15 protein-coding genes are annotated in these 17,427 nt (G+C 65.4%); 12 read left to right on the forward strand and 3 right to left on the reverse strand.

Going from position 1 to position 17,427, the window contains the following annotated elements:
* Positions 1 to 52: 52 nt before the first annotated feature.
* The 3 genes from GEU84_RS11250 to GEU84_RS11260 are packed head-to-tail and all read left to right on the forward strand — an operon-like array spanning position 53 to position 3,217.
* The gene (locus GEU84_RS11250) at positions 53 to 1,168 is read left to right on the forward strand and encodes a Gfo/Idh/MocA family protein (RefSeq protein ID WP_152825410.1); all 1,116 of its coding nucleotides are present in this window, start codon (positions 53 to 55) and stop codon (positions 1,166 to 1,168) included.
* A 9-nt stretch (positions 1,169 to 1,177) separates the two neighbouring features.
* On the forward strand, positions 1,178 to 2,071 hold the full coding sequence (locus tag GEU84_RS11255) for a TIM barrel protein (RefSeq protein ID WP_152825412.1): 894 nt from the start codon (positions 1,178 to 1,180) through the stop codon (positions 2,069 to 2,071).
* Positions 2,072 to 2,083: 12 nt separating this feature from the next.
* The gene (locus GEU84_RS11260; protein WP_152825414.1) at positions 2,084 to 3,217 is read left to right on the forward strand and encodes a Gfo/Idh/MocA family protein; all 1,134 of its coding nucleotides are present in this window, start codon (positions 2,084 to 2,086) and stop codon (positions 3,215 to 3,217) included.
* Between the two features lie 13 nt (positions 3,218 to 3,230).
* Here GEU84_RS11260 and GEU84_RS11265 read toward each other — a convergent pair whose 3' ends face one another.
* Positions 3,231 to 4,220, reverse strand: a complete 990-nt coding sequence (locus GEU84_RS11265; protein ID WP_152825417.1) for a LacI family DNA-binding transcriptional regulator — start codon at positions 4,218 to 4,220, stop codon at positions 3,231 to 3,233.
* A 172-nt stretch (positions 4,221 to 4,392) separates the two neighbouring features.
* Between GEU84_RS11265 and GEU84_RS11270 the strand changes: the two genes are divergently transcribed.
* The 9 genes from GEU84_RS11270 to GEU84_RS11310 all read left to right on the forward strand — a co-directional run bounded on the left by GEU84_RS11270 (position 4,393) and on the right by GEU84_RS11310 (position 15,704).
* Positions 4,393 to 5,340, forward strand: coding sequence for a sugar ABC transporter substrate-binding protein (locus GEU84_RS11270; protein WP_152825419.1), 948 nt, complete (start codon positions 4,393 to 4,395; stop codon positions 5,338 to 5,340).
* A gap of 86 nt (positions 5,341 to 5,426) precedes the next feature.
* Positions 5,427 to 6,551, forward strand: coding sequence for an ABC transporter permease (locus tag GEU84_RS11275; protein ID WP_152825421.1), 1,125 nt, complete (start codon positions 5,427 to 5,429; stop codon positions 6,549 to 6,551).
* Between the two features lies 1 nt (position 6,552).
* The gene (locus GEU84_RS11280; protein ID WP_152825424.1) at positions 6,553 to 7,341 is read left to right on the forward strand and encodes an ATP-binding cassette domain-containing protein; all 789 of its coding nucleotides are present in this window, start codon (positions 6,553 to 6,555) and stop codon (positions 7,339 to 7,341) included.
* A gap of 585 nt (positions 7,342 to 7,926) precedes the next feature.
* A complete protein-coding gene (kdpF, locus tag GEU84_RS11285; protein WP_217438554.1) occupies positions 7,927 to 8,019 on the forward strand; it encodes a K(+)-transporting ATPase subunit F in 93 nt (30 codons plus the stop codon).
* A 10-nt stretch (positions 8,020 to 8,029) separates the two neighbouring features.
* Entirely contained in the window at positions 8,030 to 9,697 is a 1,668-nt protein-coding gene (kdpA, locus tag GEU84_RS11290) for a potassium-transporting ATPase subunit KdpA (protein ID WP_152825426.1), read from the forward strand.
* Between the two features lie 8 nt (positions 9,698 to 9,705).
* The gene (kdpB, locus tag GEU84_RS11295; protein ID WP_152825429.1) at positions 9,706 to 11,742 is read left to right on the forward strand and encodes a potassium-transporting ATPase subunit KdpB; all 2,037 of its coding nucleotides are present in this window, start codon (positions 9,706 to 9,708) and stop codon (positions 11,740 to 11,742) included.
* 10 nt (positions 11,743 to 11,752) lie between these two features.
* Entirely contained in the window at positions 11,753 to 12,346 is a 594-nt protein-coding gene (kdpC, locus tag GEU84_RS11300) for a potassium-transporting ATPase subunit KdpC (protein WP_152825431.1), read from the forward strand.
* The gene (locus GEU84_RS11305; protein ID WP_152825433.1) at positions 12,343 to 15,024 is read left to right on the forward strand and encodes a sensor histidine kinase; all 2,682 of its coding nucleotides are present in this window, start codon (positions 12,343 to 12,345) and stop codon (positions 15,022 to 15,024) included. The genes kdpC and GEU84_RS11305 overlap by 4 nt, the downstream gene beginning before the upstream one ends.
* Positions 15,021 to 15,704: a response regulator gene (locus tag GEU84_RS11310; protein ID WP_152825435.1), complete on the forward strand. Its 684-nt coding sequence runs from the start codon at positions 15,021 to 15,023 to the stop codon at positions 15,702 to 15,704. The genes GEU84_RS11305 and GEU84_RS11310 overlap by 4 nt, the downstream gene beginning before the upstream one ends.
* Positions 15,705 to 15,975: 271 nt before the next feature.
* Here the strand turns inward: GEU84_RS11310 and GEU84_RS21360 are convergent, their stop codons facing one another.
* Positions 15,976 to 16,104 (reverse strand): hypothetical protein, encoded by a 129-nt coding sequence (locus GEU84_RS21360; RefSeq protein WP_277604932.1) that lies wholly within the window; start codon positions 16,102 to 16,104, stop codon positions 15,976 to 15,978.
* Between the two features lie 149 nt (positions 16,105 to 16,253).
* Positions 16,254 to 17,171 (reverse strand): LysR family transcriptional regulator, encoded by a 918-nt coding sequence (locus tag GEU84_RS11315; RefSeq protein WP_152825437.1) that lies wholly within the window; start codon positions 17,169 to 17,171, stop codon positions 16,254 to 16,256.
* Positions 17,172 to 17,427: the final 256 nt, after the last annotated feature.

The following is a 17,427-nucleotide window of genomic DNA, read 5'->3' on the forward strand; positions in this document are numbered from 1 at the left end:
GGCTATCCGTTTTGCAACCGGTTGCAACACTGGTCGCGTCAGGGAGGATGCAATGGCAGACATCGGGATCGGACTGGTGGGCGGCGGATACATGGGCAAGGCCCATGCGGTTGCCCTGTCGGCCGTCGCCGCGGTATTCGGCACGGAACTGCGCCCACGGCTGGAGGTGATTGCCGCCGGCAGCGCGCAAAGCGCCGAACGCTATCGCGCCGCCTACGGCTTTGCCCGTGCCGCTGCCGACTGGCAGGATCTGATCGCAGACCCCAAGGTGCAGGCGGTGGTCATCGCCTCGCCCCAGTCCACCCACCGCGCCATCGCCGAAGCCGCCTTTGCCGCCGGAAAACCGGTGTTCTGCGAAAAGCCGCTGGGCGCGTCGCTGGAGGATGCCCGCGCGATGGTCGCGGCGGCCGAGGCATCGGGCCTGCCGAACATGATCGGCTTCAACTATGTGCGCACGCCCGCCACGCAGTTCGTGCGGCAATTGCTGGCCGAAGGTGCGATCGGCACGGTGACGTGGTTTCGCGCTGAACATACCGAGGATTTTCTGGCCGACCCATCTGAACCCGCCACCTGGCGCACATCGGGGCGGGCGACGGGCTGCATGGGCGATCTGGCACCGCATCCGATCAACCTGACGCTGGCCCTGATGGGCGATGTGGCGGAGCTTTCGGCACGCATCGAAACCGTGCACGCCAACCGCCCCGGCCCCGGCGGGCCGGTCGCGGTCACAAATGATGACCATGCGCAGATGATGCTGCGCTTTGCGTCCGGCGTAATGGGGCATCTTTACATCAGCCGCACCGCGACGGGGCGCAAGATGGGGTATGCCTATGAAATTCATGGCACAAAGGGCGCGATCCGCTTTGACCAGGAAGATCAGAACGCGGTGCACCTTTACCGCGCCGACGGTCCTCAGGCGACGCGCGGTTTTGCCCGCATCCTGACCGGCCCGGCGCATCCCGACTATGGCGCCTTTTGCCAAGGGCCGGGGCATGGCACCGGCTATCAGGACCAGATCATCATCGAGGCGCGCGACTTTCTGCAAGCCATCGCCACGGGTCAACCGGTCTGGCCCACCTTCCGCGATGGTCTTGCCGTGGCGCAGATCATCGAAACCGCCTTTCTGTCCGCCGCCGATGGGCGCTGGCATCCCGTTCCCAAACCATAAGGACACACCATGACCATCCGCATCGGCAACGCCCCCTGTTCCTGGGGGGTGGAGTTTGCAGACGATCCGCGCAATCCGGCCTGGCGTCAGGTGCTGGCCGATTGCGCCGCCGCCGGCTATCGCGGCATCGAACTGGGCCCCATCGGCTTCATGCCCGAAGACCCGGGTGTTCTGGGCGCGGCGCTGGCCGAAAACGCGCTGGAACTGATCGGCGGCGTGGTGTTCCGCCCGTTCCATGATCCCGCCGCCTGGGACGAGGTGATGGATGCCGCGACCCGCACCTGCAAGGCGCTGACGGCGCATGGTGCCCGGCATCTGGTGCTGATCGACAGCATCTCGCCCCGCCGCGCGCCCACTGCGGGCCGCCCGGACGCGGCCGAGCAGATGGACGCCGCCGAATGGGCCGCCTTCCGCGACCGGATTGCCACGGTGGCCAAGCTGGGGGCCGAGGAATACGGCCTGACGGTGGGCATCCACGCCCACGCCGCAGGCTTCATCGACTTTGAGCCGGAACTGGAGCGTCTGCTGGACGAGGTGGATGACAGCATCCTGAAAATCTGCTTCGACACCGGCCATCATTCCTATGCGGGCTATGATCCCGTGGCCTTCATGCGCCGCCATATCGGCCGCATTTCCTACATGCACTTCAAGGATATAGACCCTGCCGTGAAAGCGGCCGCCATTGCCGCCAGCACCGGGTTCTACGACGCCTGCGGTCAGGGCATCTTCTGCAATCTGGGCAAGGGCGATGTGGATTTTCCGGCGGTGCGCCAGATCCTGCTGGACGCGGGCTTCACCGGCTGGTGCACGGTTGAACAAGACTGTGACCCGACGCTGGATGTCAGCCCGGTCGACGATGCACGGGCGAACCGCGACTATCTGCACTCCATCGGCTTCAACTGAGGGACTTCGACCATGGCAAAACTGAACTGGGGCATGATCGGCGGCGGGCAAGGCAGCCAGATCGGCCCGGCCCACCGCCTTGGCGCGCTGGCTGACGGGCATTTCACCCTGGCCGCAGGGGCGCTGGATCACCGCCCGGATGTGGGGCGCGCCTATGCCCAAAGCCTCGGCGTCGCCCCTGACCGCGCCTATGGCGACTGGACCGAAATGCTGGCGGGCGAACGGGGCCGCGCCGACCGGGTGGATCTGGTGACAGTCGCCACCCCCAACGCGACGCATTTCGAGATCACCAAGGCCTTTCTCGAGGCCGGGTTCCACGTGCTGTGCGAAAAGCCGATGACGGTGACGGTGGAAGAGGGCGAAGAGATCGTCCGCATCGCCGAAAAGACCGGCAAGATCTGCGCCGTGAACTATTGCTACTCGGCCTATCCGATGGTCCGCCAGGCCCGCGCCATGGTGCGCGCTGGCGATATCGGCCGCGTCCGGCTGGTGGTGACGAATTTCAGCCACGGCCACCACGGCGACGCCACCGACGCGGAAAACCCGCGCGTCCGCTGGCGCTATGATCCGGCAATGGCGGGCGTGTCGGGGCAATTCGCCGACTGCGGCATCCACGCGCTGCACATGGCCAGCTTCATCTGCGACGACGAGGTGGAAAAGCTGTCGGCAGATTTTGCCTCGACCATTTCCAGCCGGGTGCTGGAGGATGATGCGATGGTCAACTTCCGCCTGTCGCGCGGCACGGTCGGGCGGCTTTGGACCTCTTCCGTCGCCATCGGGCGGCAGCACGGCTTTGACATTCAGGTGTTTGGCGAAACCGGCGGCTTTCGCTGGGCGTCCGAACAGCCGAACCAGCTGATCTATACGCCGGTGGGCGGGCGCACCCAGATCATCGAAAAGGGCGAGGCAGGGCTTTACGAAGAGGCAAAACGCCTGAGCCGGGTCGCCATCGCACACCCCGAGGGGTTTCCGCTGGCCGTGGCCAACATCTACTGCGACATCGCGGATGCAATTCGCGGCGAGGCGCGCGACGGCCTGCCCACCGCAGCCAGCGGTCTGCGGTCGATGGCAGCCGTTCACACGGCGGTTGCCTCGGCAAAGGCTGGCGGGGCATGGATGGACGCGCGGCCACCGATGTTCCGCTAGCGCGCCGTTCGGCTTACCTCAGCGTCTGGCGTTCGATCACCCGGCAGGGGAAGATGCGATTCTCGGGATGACGGTCGGGGGCCTCGATCGTCATCACCACAAGGTCGATTGCGGCGTCGATGATCTGGGCGACGGGCTGGCGGATCGTGGTCAGGCCGATGTTCTGCCAGCGCGACATCTCCATGTCGTTCAGCCCGATCAGCCCGATGTCACCCGGCACCGACAGGCCCGCATCTGCGATCGCGCTCAGCGCACCCACGGCCAGCAGATCATCGCCGCAGAAATAGGCCTGCGCGGGTGGGCTTTCCAGCAGGCGCTGCATTTCCGCCCGGCCTGCGTCAAAGGTATAGGTGCTGGCATAGCTGACGCTGACGGTGATCGCGGGATGCGCGCGAAGTGCGGCCAGAAACCCCGCCGCCCGGTCCTGGGTCGAGGTAGCATCCTGCGGCCCGCCCAGAAAGGCCACGCGGTCATAGCCGCGCGCCACAAGCGCCTCGGCGGCCATCCGCCCGCAGGCCACATTGTCGATCCCCACCACATGAACATCGGGCGAGGCCGAATAGCGCCCGAAGGCATGCACCACCGGCAGCCCGGCGCTTTTGAACGCCTCGGCAAAGCTGGGCGGCAGGGTGGACGAGGCCACGATCACCCCATCGACAGAGTATTGCCGCAGCATCCGCAACGAGGCTGCGGGGTCTGTCGCCGTGCTGAGGTTCACCAGAAGCGGCCGCAACCCGCGATCCTGCAGGCCCCGGGTGAACAGATCGAACACCTCGAGGATCAGCGGGTTCTGAAAGTTGTTCACGATCAGCCCGATCAGCTTCGTGCGCCCGGTCGTCAGGCTGGAGGCCAAGGCATTCGGCGCGTAGCCCAACTCATTGGCGGCAATTTCAACCTTCATGCGGGTCTTTGGCGACACCGACGCGCCATCGGTGAACGTGCGCGACACGGCCGAGCGCGACACGCCGGCGCGCGCGGCCACATCCTTCAGGGTAGCTGTCATGACATACTCGCTGCTCTCGATGACAGGGAGCAGTATACAGACAGACTGCCCAAGAAGACCACCTGTATCGATATGCGTTGCAACCGGTTGCAATTGGTTGCGAGCCAAGCTACCATCCCTCAGGTGCCACAGGTTGCATACCGGCGCGCCTACATCGGTCAGGGAGGACCTCATGAAGAAGATTTCCAAGGCGATCGCCGTCGCGGCGGTTGCGGCAAGTGCGTTTGCCAGCGTCTCGGCAGCACATGCCGAGGGCGAACGTTATGTTCTCGTCAGCCACGCTCCTGACAGCGACAGCTGGTGGAACACGATCAAGAACGCCATGGCGCTGGCTGGCGAGCAGATGGGTGTCACGGTAGAATACCGCAACCCGCCCACCGGCGATCTGGCCGACATGGCGCGGATCATCGATCAGGTGGCGGCGTCGAACCCCGATGGCATCATCACGACGCTGGCCGATTTCGACGTGCTGAAAGGCTCGATCACGGCGGCGGTCGACAGCGGCATCAACGTGATCATCATGAACTCGGGCACACCCGAACAGGCGCGCGAAGTGGGCGCGCTGATGTATGTCGGCCAGCCGGAATACGACGCCGGTCTGGCTGCGGGTCAGCGGGCCAAGGCCGATGGCGTGGCGTCTTTCCTGTGCGTGAACCACTATATCGTTCAGCCGTCGTCGCAGGAACGCTGCCAGGGCTTTGCCGATGGTCTGGGCATCCCGCTGGGCAACCAGATGATCGACGCAGGACAAGACCCGGCCGAAATCAAGAACCGCGTTCTGGCCTATCTTTCGGCCAATCCCGACACCGATGCCGTGCTGACGCTGGGGCCGACTTCGGCCGACCCGACGCTGCAGGCCCTGGCCGAGAACGGCATGGCCGGCGACATCTACTTCGGCACGTTCGACCTTGGCGCCGAGATCGTGAAGGGCATTCAGGCCGGCACGATCAAGTGGGGCATCGACCAGCAGCCGTTCCTTCAGGCCTATCTGCCGGTGGTGGTGCTGACCAACTATGACCGCTACGGCGTTCTGCCGGGCAACAACATCAACTCGGGCCCCGGCTTTGTCACCGCAGACGGATTGACCAAGGTCGAGGCTTTCGCGGGCGAATACCGCTAGCCCCCTTTCGGGCGCGCGGGCCCTACTGCGCGCCCGGTTTCGAACCCCTGCAACACGCACCAACACCTCATTCAAGGAGTGCCCGCATGGCTGAAGCGGCACGACCAACGCCCGTGTCCGATGAACGGGTCAAACAGATGTCGGGCATGCGCCGCGCGCTGATCCGGCCCGAGCTTGGCGGGATCGTCGGCACGATCGCGGTCTTTGCGTTCTTCCTGATCTTCGCGGCCGACAGCGGCATGTTCAACATTCAGGGCGTCCTGAACTGGTCGATCGTCTCGGCCCAGTTCATGATCATCGCCGTGGGTGCATGTCTGCTGATGATCGCCGGGGAATTCGATCTTTCGGTCGGCTCGATGATCGGGTTCGCGGGCATGTCCATCGCCATCCTGACGGTCACGCTGGGCTGGCCGGTCTGGCTGGCGATCCTGCTGACCTTCGTTCTGTGCATCGCCATTGGTGCGTTGAACGGCTATATCGTGGTGCGCACCGGGCTGCCCAGCTTCATCGTGACGCTGGCCTTCCTGTTCATCCTGCGCGGCTTCACCATCTTTCTGCCGCAACTGATCGAGCGGAAGACGATCATCGGCGGCGTGTCCGACGCCGCCGCGGGCGACCCTGTGGCCTGGCTTTTCGGCGGCAAGATCCTGAACGGCCTCTTTGTCTGGCTGGGCGATGCCGGGGTCATCGCCGTGTTCGAGCGGGGCAACAACAAGGGGCAGCCGGTGGTGGATGGTATTCCGTTGCTGATCGTCTGGGCGGTGGCACTGGTGATCTTCGGTCACATCCTCCTGACCCGCACCCGCTTTGGCAACTGGATCTTCGCCAGCGGGGGCGATGCGCAGGCCGCGCGCTATGTCGGCGTGCCGGTCAACCGGGTGAAGATCCTGATGTTCATGTTCTCGGCCTTCTGCGCGACCGTCTTTGCGACCTGCCAGGTGATGGAGTTCGGCTCGGCCGGGGCGGATCGCGGGCTGCTGAAAGAGTTCGAGGCGATCATTGCCGTGGTCATCGGCGGTGCCCTGCTGACGGGCGGATACGGGTCCGTCATCGGTGCGGCCCTCGGGGCGCTGATCTTCGGCGTCGTGCAGCAGGGCCTGTTCTTCGCGGGCGTTGAAAGCTCGCTGTTCCGGGTGTTCCTGGGCGTCATCCTGCTGGGGGCTGTCGTGCTGAACACCTACATCCGCCGCCTCATCACCGGAGAGCGTTGACATGTCGCCCCTTCCCCCTCCCCTGATCGAAATGCGCAACATCGAGAAGCACTTTGGTTCTGTCATCGCACTGGCAGGTGTGTCCCTGCAGATCTATCCGGGCGAATGCCATTGCCTGCTGGGCGACAACGGCGCCGGCAAGTCGACCTTCATCAAGACGATGTCGGGCGTGCACAAGCCCACGTCGGGCGAGATCCTGTTCGACGGCAAGCCGACGCAGTTCGACGATCCGCGCGACGCCATCGCCGCCGGAATCGCCACCGTTTACCAGGATCTTGCGATGATCCCGCTGATGTCGGTCAGCCGCAACTTCTTCATGGGCAACGAGCCTTTGCGCAAGTTCGGCCCGTTCCGGCTGTTCGACCATGAAAAGGCCAACCGCATCACCATGCAGGAAATGCGGGCGATGGGCATCAACCTGCGTGGGCCGGATCAGGCGGTCGGCACGCTGTCGGGCGGCGAGCGGCAAACCGTCGCCATTGCCCGCGCGGTGCATTTTGGGGCCAAGGTGCTGATCCTGGACGAGCCGACCTCGGCCCTTGGCGTGCGGCAGACGGCAAATGTGCTGTCCACGGTGGACAGGGTGCGCAAAAAGGGCGTTGCCGTCGTGTTCATCACCCACAACGTGCGGCATGCTATGGCGGTGGGTGATCGTTTCACCGTGCTCAATCGCGGCAAGACCTTGGGCACGTCCGAACGCGGCCAGATTACGCCCGAAGAATTGCAAGACCTGATGGCAGGCGGGCAAGAGATGGCGGCGTTGGAAGCATCGCTTGGCGGGACGGTGTGAAGCGGTTGCAAGTCCTTTAAATCAAGGGCTTCCGTCACTGTCGCAACGGCAGATCTTCGGCGCTGAAACCCGTGCAAGGCAGGATGGGCCCGGGCGAAAACGCCGCCAACGCGGGCGACCCCGCAAGGAAAAATGCTGCGGGCGGCACGAAAGGCCCGTTCGGTGTCGCCGCAGGATGGCGCGCAAACCTGGCGGAGCGGCGGCATCGGGCCGGGCACGCCAAGCTGGGCGGTGCTTTCGCGACGGGCGGTCAACCGACCTTTCCGCGATCCGGCTGACGTTGGCCACCCAGTAGGGCAGTCGCTCAGAAAGCTGTCTTGCGTCGCACTCCACTCGCCCAAGACACCACGGTTTGGCCGTTTGCAGAAGGAAGCAACCGAAGCAGGTTCTTCAGCGCAGCGGGATTTTTACGCTTCCTTTACGCGTTAGCGCCCTTTCAGGAATGGCATCTTTACAAGCATCAGTCGCACCTTCCGGGCATCTGACACGGAGGTTCCGCAATGCTTGACATCCTTTACGTCGGTCTGGGCTCGGGCGGTTTTGCCCTGTTCGCCCTCGCCGTCCGCAGCCTGGAGCGGATGTGACATGCCGCTGTTCGACCTGATCCTGGGTGCCTGCGTGGCCGTGGGCCTGTTCGTCTACCTCGGGGCCGCGCTGTTGCGGCCCGACCGGTTCTGAGGGGGCGATCATGACATTCCTGGCGTATACCCTTTATTTCGGTGCCCTGATCGGTGCCGCCCTTTGCCTCGCGGTCTGGATGGCCCGCGTTTATGGTGGCATGCCGGCGCTTGCCGGGGTGGAGCGGGCCTTTTTGCGGTCAGGCGGCATCAACCCCGAACGCGAGATGACCTGGGGCAGTTATGCGATGGCGGTGCTGGCGTTCAACCTTGTGTGTTTCGTCGTCCTTTTCGCGATCCTGCGCGCACAAGGGGCGTTGCCCCTGAACCCGGACGGCATCGGGGGGATGTCCCCCGATCTGGCGCTCAACACAGCCGTCAGCTTTGTGACGAACACCAACTGGCAGGCCTATTCGGGCGAGGCGCAGCTTTCCTATCTGTCGCAGATGGTCGGGTTGACGGTGCAGAACTTCGTCAGCGCGGGCACCGGCATGGCGGTTGCGGTTGCTGTGATCCGGGGCTTTACAGCGGCGAAAGGGGCCACGCTGGGCAACTTCTGGCTGGACCTGACGCGGTCGGTCCTGTGGATCTTGCTGCCGCTGTCGGTGGTGCTTGCGTTGTTTCTGGCCTGGCAGGGTGTACCGCAGACGCTGCAAGGTGCCGTGACGGCGACGGGAGTCGAGGGTGGTGAACAGGTCATTGCCCGTGGCCCGGCTGCGGCGCAGATCGCCATCAAGCAGCTTGGCACCAACGGCGGCGGGTTCTTTGGTGTCAACTCGGCGCATCCGTTCGAAAACCCCACCATCGCGTCGAACCTGGCGCAAAGCCTGTCGATCCTGCTGATCCCAGTGGCGTTCTGTTTTCTGTTCGGCCAGATGGCGGGCGACCGTCGGCAGGGCTGGGCGATCTTTGCCGCGATGGGGATCATGTTTGTAGCTGGGCTCGCGGTGATCCATGTCTACGAGGTGGCGGGCAACCCGGCGCTTGGCATGGGCGCCAACATGGAGGGCAAGGAGCAGCGGTTCGGCGCGATGTTGTCGGCACTCTGGGCGGCGTCCACCACCGCCGCGTCGAACGGGTCAGTCAACGCGATGCATGACAGCTTCATGCCGCTGTCGGGGCTTGTGATGCTGGTCTTCATGCAGATCGGCGAGGTGATCTTTGGCGGCGTGGGGGCGGGGCTTTACGGCATGCTGCTTTATGTCGTGCTGGCGGTGTTCCTTGCCGGGCTGATGGTGGGGCGCACGCCCGAATACCTGGGCCGCAAGATCGAAGGGCGCGAGGTGACACTGGCGGTGCTGGCCTTCCTGTCGATGCCGCTGGGCATTCTGGTCGGGGGCGCGGTTGCCGCAACCGTGCCGCAGGCGCTGACGGCGGTGCAGGATGCCGGGCCACATGGGCTGAGCGAGATCCTCTATGCCTATTCGTCGGCCACCGGCAACAACGGCTCGGCCTTTGGCGGCTGGGGTGCTGCGGGGACGTGGCACACCACGGCGCTGGGGCTGATCATGTTGCTGGGCCGCTATGCGATGATCGTGCCGCTGCTGGCCATCGCCGGGTCGATGATTCGCAAGACGAAAGCCCCCGTCACCAGCGGCACCTTCCCCACCCACGGGCCGCTGTTCGTCACCCTCTTGATCCTGACGGTGCTGATCCTTGGCGCACTCACCTTCTTTCCCGTTCTTGCCCTTGGCCCCATCGCGGAAGAAACCGCGCGGTTGGCCGGGCAGAGCTTTTGAGGCTTCCCATGTCGAAAAATGAAAAGCTGGCCGATATGTCCGGCCTGTATGCCGCCGCCATCCGGCAAAGCGTGACCAAACTCGATCCGAGAACGCTGTGGCGCAATCCGGTGATGTTCGTCACCGCCATCGTGGCTGCGATGACCACCGTGCTGGGCCTGCGCGACCTGCTGACGGGCACGCCGGGCGCCGGGGTGGCGCTGCACATCGCCTTTTGGCTGTGGTTGTGCGTTCTGTTCGCCAACTTTGCGGAAGGACTGGCCGAGGGCCGGGGGCGCGCGCGTGCTGACACGTTGCGCGCTACCAAGTCTGAAACGAAGGTCCGGGTGCTGGCCGATGCGGACGCCGAACCTGTTACGGCAACCGAAGTCATCTCGACCACCCTGCGCGCCGGGCAGTTCGTCTACCTTGCGGCGGGGGACATCATCCCGACCGATGGCGAGGCGGTGCGCGGCATCGCGTCGGTCAACGAAAGCGCCATCACCGGCGAATCTGCCCCGGTGATCCGCGAGGCGGGCGGCGACCGGTCCTCGGTCACCGGCGGCACCACCATCGCCTCGGACTGGATCGTGATGAAGGTCATGGCGGAACCGGGGAAGAGCTTCCTTGACCGGATGATCGCGCTGGTCGAAGGCGCTGAACGGCAGAAGACCCCCAATGAGATCGCGCTGAATATACTGCTTGTCGGGCTGACGCTGATCTTCCTGTTCGTCGTGGTCACCCTGCCGGCCTTTGCCAGCTATTCCGGCACGGTGATCCCCGTCGTCACACTGGCGGCGCTGTTCGTGACGCTGATCCCCACCACCATAGGCGGGCTGTTGTCTGCCATCGGCATCGCGGGCATGGACCGGCTGGTCAAGGCCAATGTCATCGCCAAATCAGGCCGCGCAGTCGAGGCGGCGGGCGATGTCGACACCCTGCTGCTGGACAAGACGGGCACCATTACCTTCGGCAACCGGATGGCCGATGCCCTGATCCCCGCGCCGGGGGTGGACGCGCGGCGACTGGTCGAAGCGGCGGCGCTGGCATCCCTCGCGGACGAGACGCCCGAGGGGAAATCCATCGTCGAAAAGGCGCGCGAGATGCTGGGGGCGATCCCCGCCATGCCACAGGGGGCCGAATTCGTGCCCTTCACCGCACAGACCCGGCTGTCGGGGCTGGACCTGACCGATGGCCGGCGGTTCCGCAAGGGCGCGATCGACGCGGTGATCCGGCTGACCGGGCAGACCCCGCCTGGCGCGTTGTCGGCGCAGGTGGATGCGATTGCCCGGTCGGGCGGCACGCCGCTGCTGGTGGCAGAAGGCACGCAGATTCTGGGCGTGGTGCACCTGAAGGACATCGTGAAGCCCGGCGTGCGCGAACGCTTTGCCGAGTTGCGGGCCATGGGCATCCGCACGGTGATGATCACCGGCGACAACCCCCTGACCGCCGCGGCCATCGCCGCCGAGGCCGGGGTGGATGACTTTCTGGCCGAGGCCACGCCCGAAATGAAGCTCGACCTGATCCGCCGCGAACAGGCGGGCGGGCGGCTGGTCGCGATGTGCGGTGACGGGTCGAACGATGCGCCCGCGCTGGCGCAGGCCGATGTGGGCGTCGCGATGAACGCTGGCACCCCGGCGGCGAAGGAGGCCGCGAACCTGATCGACCTCGACAGTGACCCGACCAAGCTGATCGAGGTGGTGATGGTGGGCAAGCAGTTGCTGATCTCGCGCGGCGCTCTGACCACGTTCAGCATCGCCAACGACGTGGCGAAATACTTCGCCGTGCTACCCGCGATCTTTGTCGCGGCCTATCCGGGGCTGGCGGTGTTGAACATCATGGGGCTGGCGTCGCCCACGTCAGCGATCCTTTCGGCTGTGATCTTCAACGCGCTGATCCTGATCGCTCTGGTGCCGTTGGCGCTGCGGGGTGTCGCCTATCGGCCTGCCACCGCCGCGCAACTGCTGCGCCGCAATCTGCTGGTCTACGGATTGGGCGGGTTGATCGTGCCCTTCGTGGGAATCAAGGCCATCGACCTGTGCCTTGTCGCGCTGAACCTGGCCTGAGGAGACAATCATGCTGACCCACCTGCGCCCGGCCATCACCCTGACCGTCCTGTTCTCCCTGCTGACCGGCCTTGCCTATCCCCTTGCTATGACCGGCATCGCACAAACACTGTTTCCCGCTGCCGCCAACGGCAGCCTGATCGTGCAAGGAGATGCCGTGATCGGGTCCTCCCTCGTCGCCCAGCCCTTTGAAGGGTCAGGCTACCTGCACCCGCGCCCCTCGGCCAGCGTTTGGAACGCGGCCGGAACAGGGGCCTCGAACCTCGGGCCGACGTCTGCGGCGCTGATCGCCGCGGTTGCCGAGCGCCGGGCGGCATTTGAAGCGATGAACGGACGGGCGGCACCGATCGACGCCGTCACCGCCTCGGGATCGGGGCTTGATCCGGAGATCAGCCCCGAGAATGCGCTGGCGCAGGCAGATCGCATTGCCAAGGAACGCGGGGCGGATGTCGCTTCGATCACCAAGCTGATCGAAGGAAGCATCCTGGGCCGAACTCTCTGGCTATTCGGCGAGCCGCGCGTGAATGTGCTGGAAACGAACCTCGCCCTTGACGCGGCCTTTCCGCTGCCGTCAGGGGGTGGGCAGGGAACGCCAACGGAATGACTCCAGACGCCCTCATGCGCCCGTCCCCCGACGCCCTGCTGACACAGGCCGCACGGATCGGGCGCGGGCGACTGAAGATCTTTATCGGGGCGGCACCCGGGGTGGGCAAGACCTGGGCGATGCTGGATGACGCGCACCGCAAGCAGGCCGAAGGTGTGGAGGTGCTCGCAGCCCTGATCGAGACGCATGGCCGGGCCGAAACGCAGGCCAAGCTGTCGGGTCTGCCGCAACTGGCCCGACAGCCGGTGATCTACAAGGGCCGCGCTTTGACGGAACTTGATCTCGACGGCCTGCTTGCCCGTCGCCCCGCGCTGGCCCTGATCGACGAGTTGGCCCACACCAACGCCGACGGCAGCCGCCACGAAAAACGCTGGCAGGACGTCGAAGAGGTGCTCGCGGCGGGCATCGACGTGTTCACCACCCTGAACATCCAGCATATCGAGACGCTGAACGAAACCGTGGCCCGCATCACCGGCGTAAGGGTTCGTGAAACGGTGCCCGACCGTGTGCTGGAGATGGCCGACGAGATCGAGCTGATCGACATCCCCCCCGACGAACTGCTGGAGCGGCTGCGGCAGGGCAAGGTCTATCCGCAGGATCAGGCGGCGCGCGCGCTGACCTCGTTCTTTGCCAAGGGCAACCTGACCGCGCTGCGCGAACTGGCGCTGCGGGCCGCTGCCGACCGGGTGGATGCGCAACTGCGCGAACACATGGCGGCCAATGCGATTGCGGGGCCATGGCCGACGCAGGAGCGCATTCTGGTCTGCGTGAATGAAAGCCCCGCCGCGCGTGAGGCGATCCGCGTCGCCAAACGGTCCGCCGACCGCGCCCGCGCCGAGTGGATCGCGCTGACCGTGACGCAGTCTCGCGCGGAAAGCCTGCCCGAAACCGACAAGGACCGGCTTGCGGGCACCTTGCGGCTGGCGGAACGGCTGGGGGCGGAACTTGCCACGCTGGAGGCCGAGACGGATGTGGCGCAGGCGATCCTGTCCTATGCCGCCGACCGCAACGTCAAGCGCATCGTGATCGGCCGTCCGCGCGCCCGGCCGTTCTGGGCGCGGTTGATCACCGAAGACGTAGCGGCAGGTCTGTTGCGACATTCCGGGCGGTTCGAGATCACACTGGCGGCGGAACCGGACGCTCGGGGCACCCCCGCACGCTGGCATCTGCCGCGCTTGGGGCGCGAACCGCTGGCATGGGGCGAAGCGGTGTTGGCAGTCGCCATCGCCTCGGCCTGCGCCTTCGCGGCTGAACAACTGTTTCCGATTGCCAGCCTGTCGCTGATCTACATGACGGTCGTGGTCGTCATGGCCAGCCGCCGGGGGCTTGGCCCTGCAATGTTCACGGCGGTGCTGGGGTTTCTGGCCTACAACTACCTGTTCACCGAACCGCGCTACACGTTCCATGTGTCCCGGCAGGGTGAGCTGCTGACGCTGGGCCTGTTTCTTGTGGCCTCGCTCATCACCGGCAATCTGGCGGCACGGCTGCGGGCGCGGGTCGATGCGCAGGCCAGCATCGCCGACCGCACCAACAAGCTTTACGATTTCAGCCGCCGCATCGCGGCTGCGGCCACCGCCGATGATGTGATCTGGGCCTCGGTCAGCCATGTCGCCACGACCCTGCGCTGCGAGGCTGTCTTGCTGCGGCCTGCGGCGACCGGCGCGTTGCAGGTCGTGGGCGGCTTCCCGCCCGAGGACCGGCTGGATGTGCGGGACCAGTCCGCAGCCCAGTTCGCCTGGGACAAGGGCGAAACTGCGGGGCGCGGGTCGGACACTCTGCCGACGGCGCGCTGGTTCTTCCTGCCGCTGGTCGCGGGCGAGCGGCGGTTGGGGGTGCTGGGCATCGCCTATGCCGACGACCGGCTGTTCGCCCGCACCGACCGGCGTCTGCTAGACGCGCTGGTGGATCAGATCGCGCTGGCGCTGGAACGGCTGCGGCTGACCGAGGAGCTTTCACAAACGCGGCTCGCGTCCGAGACCGAACGCTTGCGCACCGCCCTCCTGTCGTCGGTCAGCCACGACCTGCGCACGCCGCTGGTGACGATCATCGGCGCTGCCGGCAGTCTGGCCGATGCGCCGGATCTGCCCGCCGCAGCCCGCAAGGATCTGGCCGAAAACATCCGCGAAGAAGGCGAGCGGCTGGACCGCTACGTGCAGAACCTGCTCGACATGACGCGGATCGGCCATGGCGCGCTGACGCTGCATCTGGCTCCGTTGGACATGGGCGAACTGATCGGCACGGCCCGCCACCGCCTGCGCGCCCCGCTGCGGGCGCATCAGTTGACAGCCGATGTGCCCGAAAGCCTGCCCCTTGTCTTTTCGGATGAGGTGCTGCTGGAACAGGTGCTGGTCAACATCCTCGACAATGCCGCAAAATACGCGCCAGCGGGATCGGCCATCGTCGTGGCGGCCCGCCCGAGCGGGGCACGTCTGGAGCTTTCAATCACCGACTCTGGCCCCGGCATTCCGCCCAGCGAACAGGCCCGCGTGTTCGACATGTTCTACCGCGTCACCGAGGGCGACCGTCAGCGCGCCGGAACCGGGCTGGGCCTTGCGATCTGCAAGGGGTTGACCGAGGCGATGGGTGGCACCATCCGGGCCGAGACTGCCGCGCCCGATGGCACCGGCACGCGGATCGTGCTGTCCTTGCCGCTGTTCAACCCCGAGACTTCCGCATGACCACGCCCACCCGTATCCTCGTGATCGACGATGAAGACCCGATCCGCCGGTTCCTGCGTGTCCCGCTCGAGGCCGAGGGCCACAGCGTGATCGAAGCCGCGACCGCCCGTGAGGGCATCCTTGCCGTGGCGCGCGAGGCGCCGGGGCTGGTGATCCTCGACCTTGGCCTGCCAGATGCCGACGGCCTGACCGTGCTGCGCGAAATCCGGGGTTGGTCCTGGGTTCCCGTCCTTGTGCTGTCGGTCCGGGCGGACGAGGCGGGCAAGGTCGCGGCGCTGGATGCGGGCGCGCAGGATTATGTGGTCAAGCCCTTCGGCATGAAGGAACTTCTGGCCCGCATCCGCAGCCTGCTGCGCGACCGGCCTGGTCTCGCCACCCCGGCCGTGATCGAGGCCCTCGACCTGGTGATCGATTCTGCCAACCATACCGTCACCAAGGCGGGCGTGCCCCTGCACCTGACACGGCGCGAATTCGACCTGTTGTGGCTACTTGCCAGCCACTCGGGGCGGCTGGTCACGCAAGCCATGATCCTGAAATCGCTTTGGGGGCCTGCCCATTCCCAGGACAGCCAGTATCTGCGGGTCTATGTGCGCCAGCTGCGCCAGAAGCTGGGCGATGACGCCGCCAACCCCCGCTACATCATGACCGAGCCAGGGATCGGCTACAGGTTTCTGGGCTAGGGCCGGGTGCCGGGCCGTTCCGGAAAGGTTCGACCAGGTCTTCAGTCGCGGGAACTGGTGGGTCGGGTGGCGGGCGAATCGTGCCGGCCTTGACGCCCGGATTTGCGTAAGCATAAGGTGCCCGTGGTCTGCCAGACTCCTGCCGCGTCCGGTTTTCGCGGCCTTGTCTCGAAGTCAACGGGCCGCAGCATGCCGTTGTTGGTGTGCTTGCCCTTGGGGTCGCAGAACGTCTCGACGCCGTCGAACTCGTCTTGCCTTGGTGTTGCAGGGGTCAGGCAATCGCGGCGGCGGATGCGTTCACGCCGCGGAGTCGTTGTTTGACACCGGCCAGAACACAGGCCGGGCGCTGCGAGACCTCGTGATACCGCATCGCAAAGAGCGCAGCATTCCGCAGCGCCATGAACTGCGCCCCTGCAAAATGGCTTTTCCTCATGCCGTCTGCTGCTTTTCCGTTGGGCAGCCTGCTATTCACGGCAAGGGATCTTGCGGGGGGGGCAACGCACCCCAACTCGTCTCTGCGTCGGCTGCGCTGCAATCGTCGAGCAAAGCCTATTGCGCCGGCAGCCGGACCGCAGCGGCGCGCACAAAGTCCACAAACGCCCTGACGGCTGCGGACATGTTGTCTTTGCTGGGGAAATATATATATGGCGCCGGAAACCACGGGCACCAGTCTTGCATCACGCTGACAATACGGCCCTGCACCATGGCCTCGCTGGCATAGCCCTCGAACTCGAACGACAGTCCTGCACCATCCAGCACCGCGCGAATGGCCACGTGCGGGTCGTTGACCGTCAGCGTTCCGGTCGGTGTCACCGAAATGGTCCGGCCCTGGTGTTCCAGTTCCCAGTCAAAGACCTTGCCGCCCGGAAACCGGTGGCGGATCAGGTTGTGCCGCATCAGTTCCTCGATCGATGTCGGATGTCCATGCGCCTCCAGATACGACGGTGCCGCGAGGATCAGCATGCGTTGCGGTCCGCCAAGGCGCGCGGCGATGACGTCCTTGCGCAGGGATTCCCCGAACCGCACGCCCGCATCGAACCGTTGTTCCACAATGTCGATCAGCGCATCGTCCGCCGTGAGTTCGACCGAGACGCCGGGTTCGGCCCGCATGAACTGCGTGATGAGCGGGGCGAGGATCAGGTGCGCGACAGGCCTTGGCGCGTTGATCCGGACAAGGCCTGTGGGCTTGTCCTTGAAGGTCGTCACCTCGTTCAGGGCCGCAAGAACCACATCGAACGTCGTCAGCACCTGCTCTGACAGGCGTTCCCCCGCCGCCGTCGGCGACACGCTGCGGGTCGAACGGTTGAGCAGGGCGATCCCCAGCTGATCTTCCAGCCTGCGCACCATCTGACTTATCGCCGAAGGCGACACCGACAGTTCCATGGCCGCACGCCGGAAATTGCGGTGACGCGCGACGGTTGCAAAGGCTTTCAGATCGTCAAGCGAGACATTGTGAAGGTTCGTCATGGTTCGGCTCCTCGCCCGGGGCGGATGCCAGTCCCGGTTCCTGACTTCACAATTCTGTGCGCTTCCGTGTTCAATCGGCGCGGTCGATCACAGGGCGGCACAGGAATTCCCCTTCAAATCAACATATCAGCCCTGTTTGCGCAAGCTTGGTCTGGCTGATTGTGCAGATTCCCGCACGGTGCATCTGTGGCGGGGCGCTTATGCTTTTGCGGCAAGTGCGGCACCTTCTTTGGCAGAGCGCCTTGCGCCCACCCTT

Source organism: Fertoeibacter niger (assembly GCF_009380135.2).
Taxonomy (GTDB): Bacteria; Pseudomonadota; Alphaproteobacteria; order Rhodobacterales; family Rhodobacteraceae; genus Fertoeibacter; species Fertoeibacter niger.

What these genes read in the sequence shown, in the direction of transcription:
- GEU84_RS11250 (WP_152825410.1), top strand. Translation starts at nt 53, where the DNA reads ATGGCAGACATCGGGATCGGACTGGTGGGCGGCGGATACATGGGCAAG.
- GEU84_RS11255 (WP_152825412.1), top strand. Translation starts at nt 1,178, where the DNA reads ATGACCATCCGCATCGGCAACGCCCCCTGTTCCTGGGGGGTGGAGTTT.
- GEU84_RS11260 (WP_152825414.1), top strand. Translation starts at nt 2,084, where the DNA reads ATGGCAAAACTGAACTGGGGCATGATCGGCGGCGGGCAAGGCAGCCAG.
- GEU84_RS11265 (WP_152825417.1), bottom strand. Translation starts at nt 4,220, where the DNA reads ATGACAGCTACCCTGAAGGATGTGGCCGCGCGCGCCGGCGTGTCGCGC.
- GEU84_RS11270 (WP_152825419.1), top strand. Translation starts at nt 4,393, where the DNA reads ATGAAGAAGATTTCCAAGGCGATCGCCGTCGCGGCGGTTGCGGCAAGT.
- GEU84_RS11275 (WP_152825421.1), top strand. Translation starts at nt 5,427, where the DNA reads ATGGCTGAAGCGGCACGACCAACGCCCGTGTCCGATGAACGGGTCAAA.
- GEU84_RS11280 (WP_152825424.1), top strand. Translation starts at nt 6,553, where the DNA reads ATGTCGCCCCTTCCCCCTCCCCTGATCGAAATGCGCAACATCGAGAAG.
- kdpF (WP_217438554.1), top strand. Translation starts at nt 7,927, where the DNA reads ATGCCGCTGTTCGACCTGATCCTGGGTGCCTGCGTGGCCGTGGGCCTG.
- kdpA (WP_152825426.1), top strand. Translation starts at nt 8,030, where the DNA reads ATGACATTCCTGGCGTATACCCTTTATTTCGGTGCCCTGATCGGTGCC.
- kdpB (WP_152825429.1), top strand. Translation starts at nt 9,706, where the DNA reads ATGTCGAAAAATGAAAAGCTGGCCGATATGTCCGGCCTGTATGCCGCC.
- kdpC (WP_152825431.1), top strand. Translation starts at nt 11,753, where the DNA reads ATGCTGACCCACCTGCGCCCGGCCATCACCCTGACCGTCCTGTTCTCC.
- GEU84_RS11305 (WP_152825433.1), top strand. Translation starts at nt 12,343, where the DNA reads ATGACTCCAGACGCCCTCATGCGCCCGTCCCCCGACGCCCTGCTGACA.
- GEU84_RS11310 (WP_152825435.1), top strand. Translation starts at nt 15,021, where the DNA reads ATGACCACGCCCACCCGTATCCTCGTGATCGACGATGAAGACCCGATC.
- GEU84_RS21360 (WP_277604932.1), bottom strand. Translation starts at nt 16,104, where the DNA reads ATGGCGCTGCGGAATGCTGCGCTCTTTGCGATGCGGTATCACGAGGTC.
- GEU84_RS11315 (WP_152825437.1), bottom strand. Translation starts at nt 17,171, where the DNA reads ATGACGAACCTTCACAATGTCTCGCTTGACGATCTGAAAGCCTTTGCA.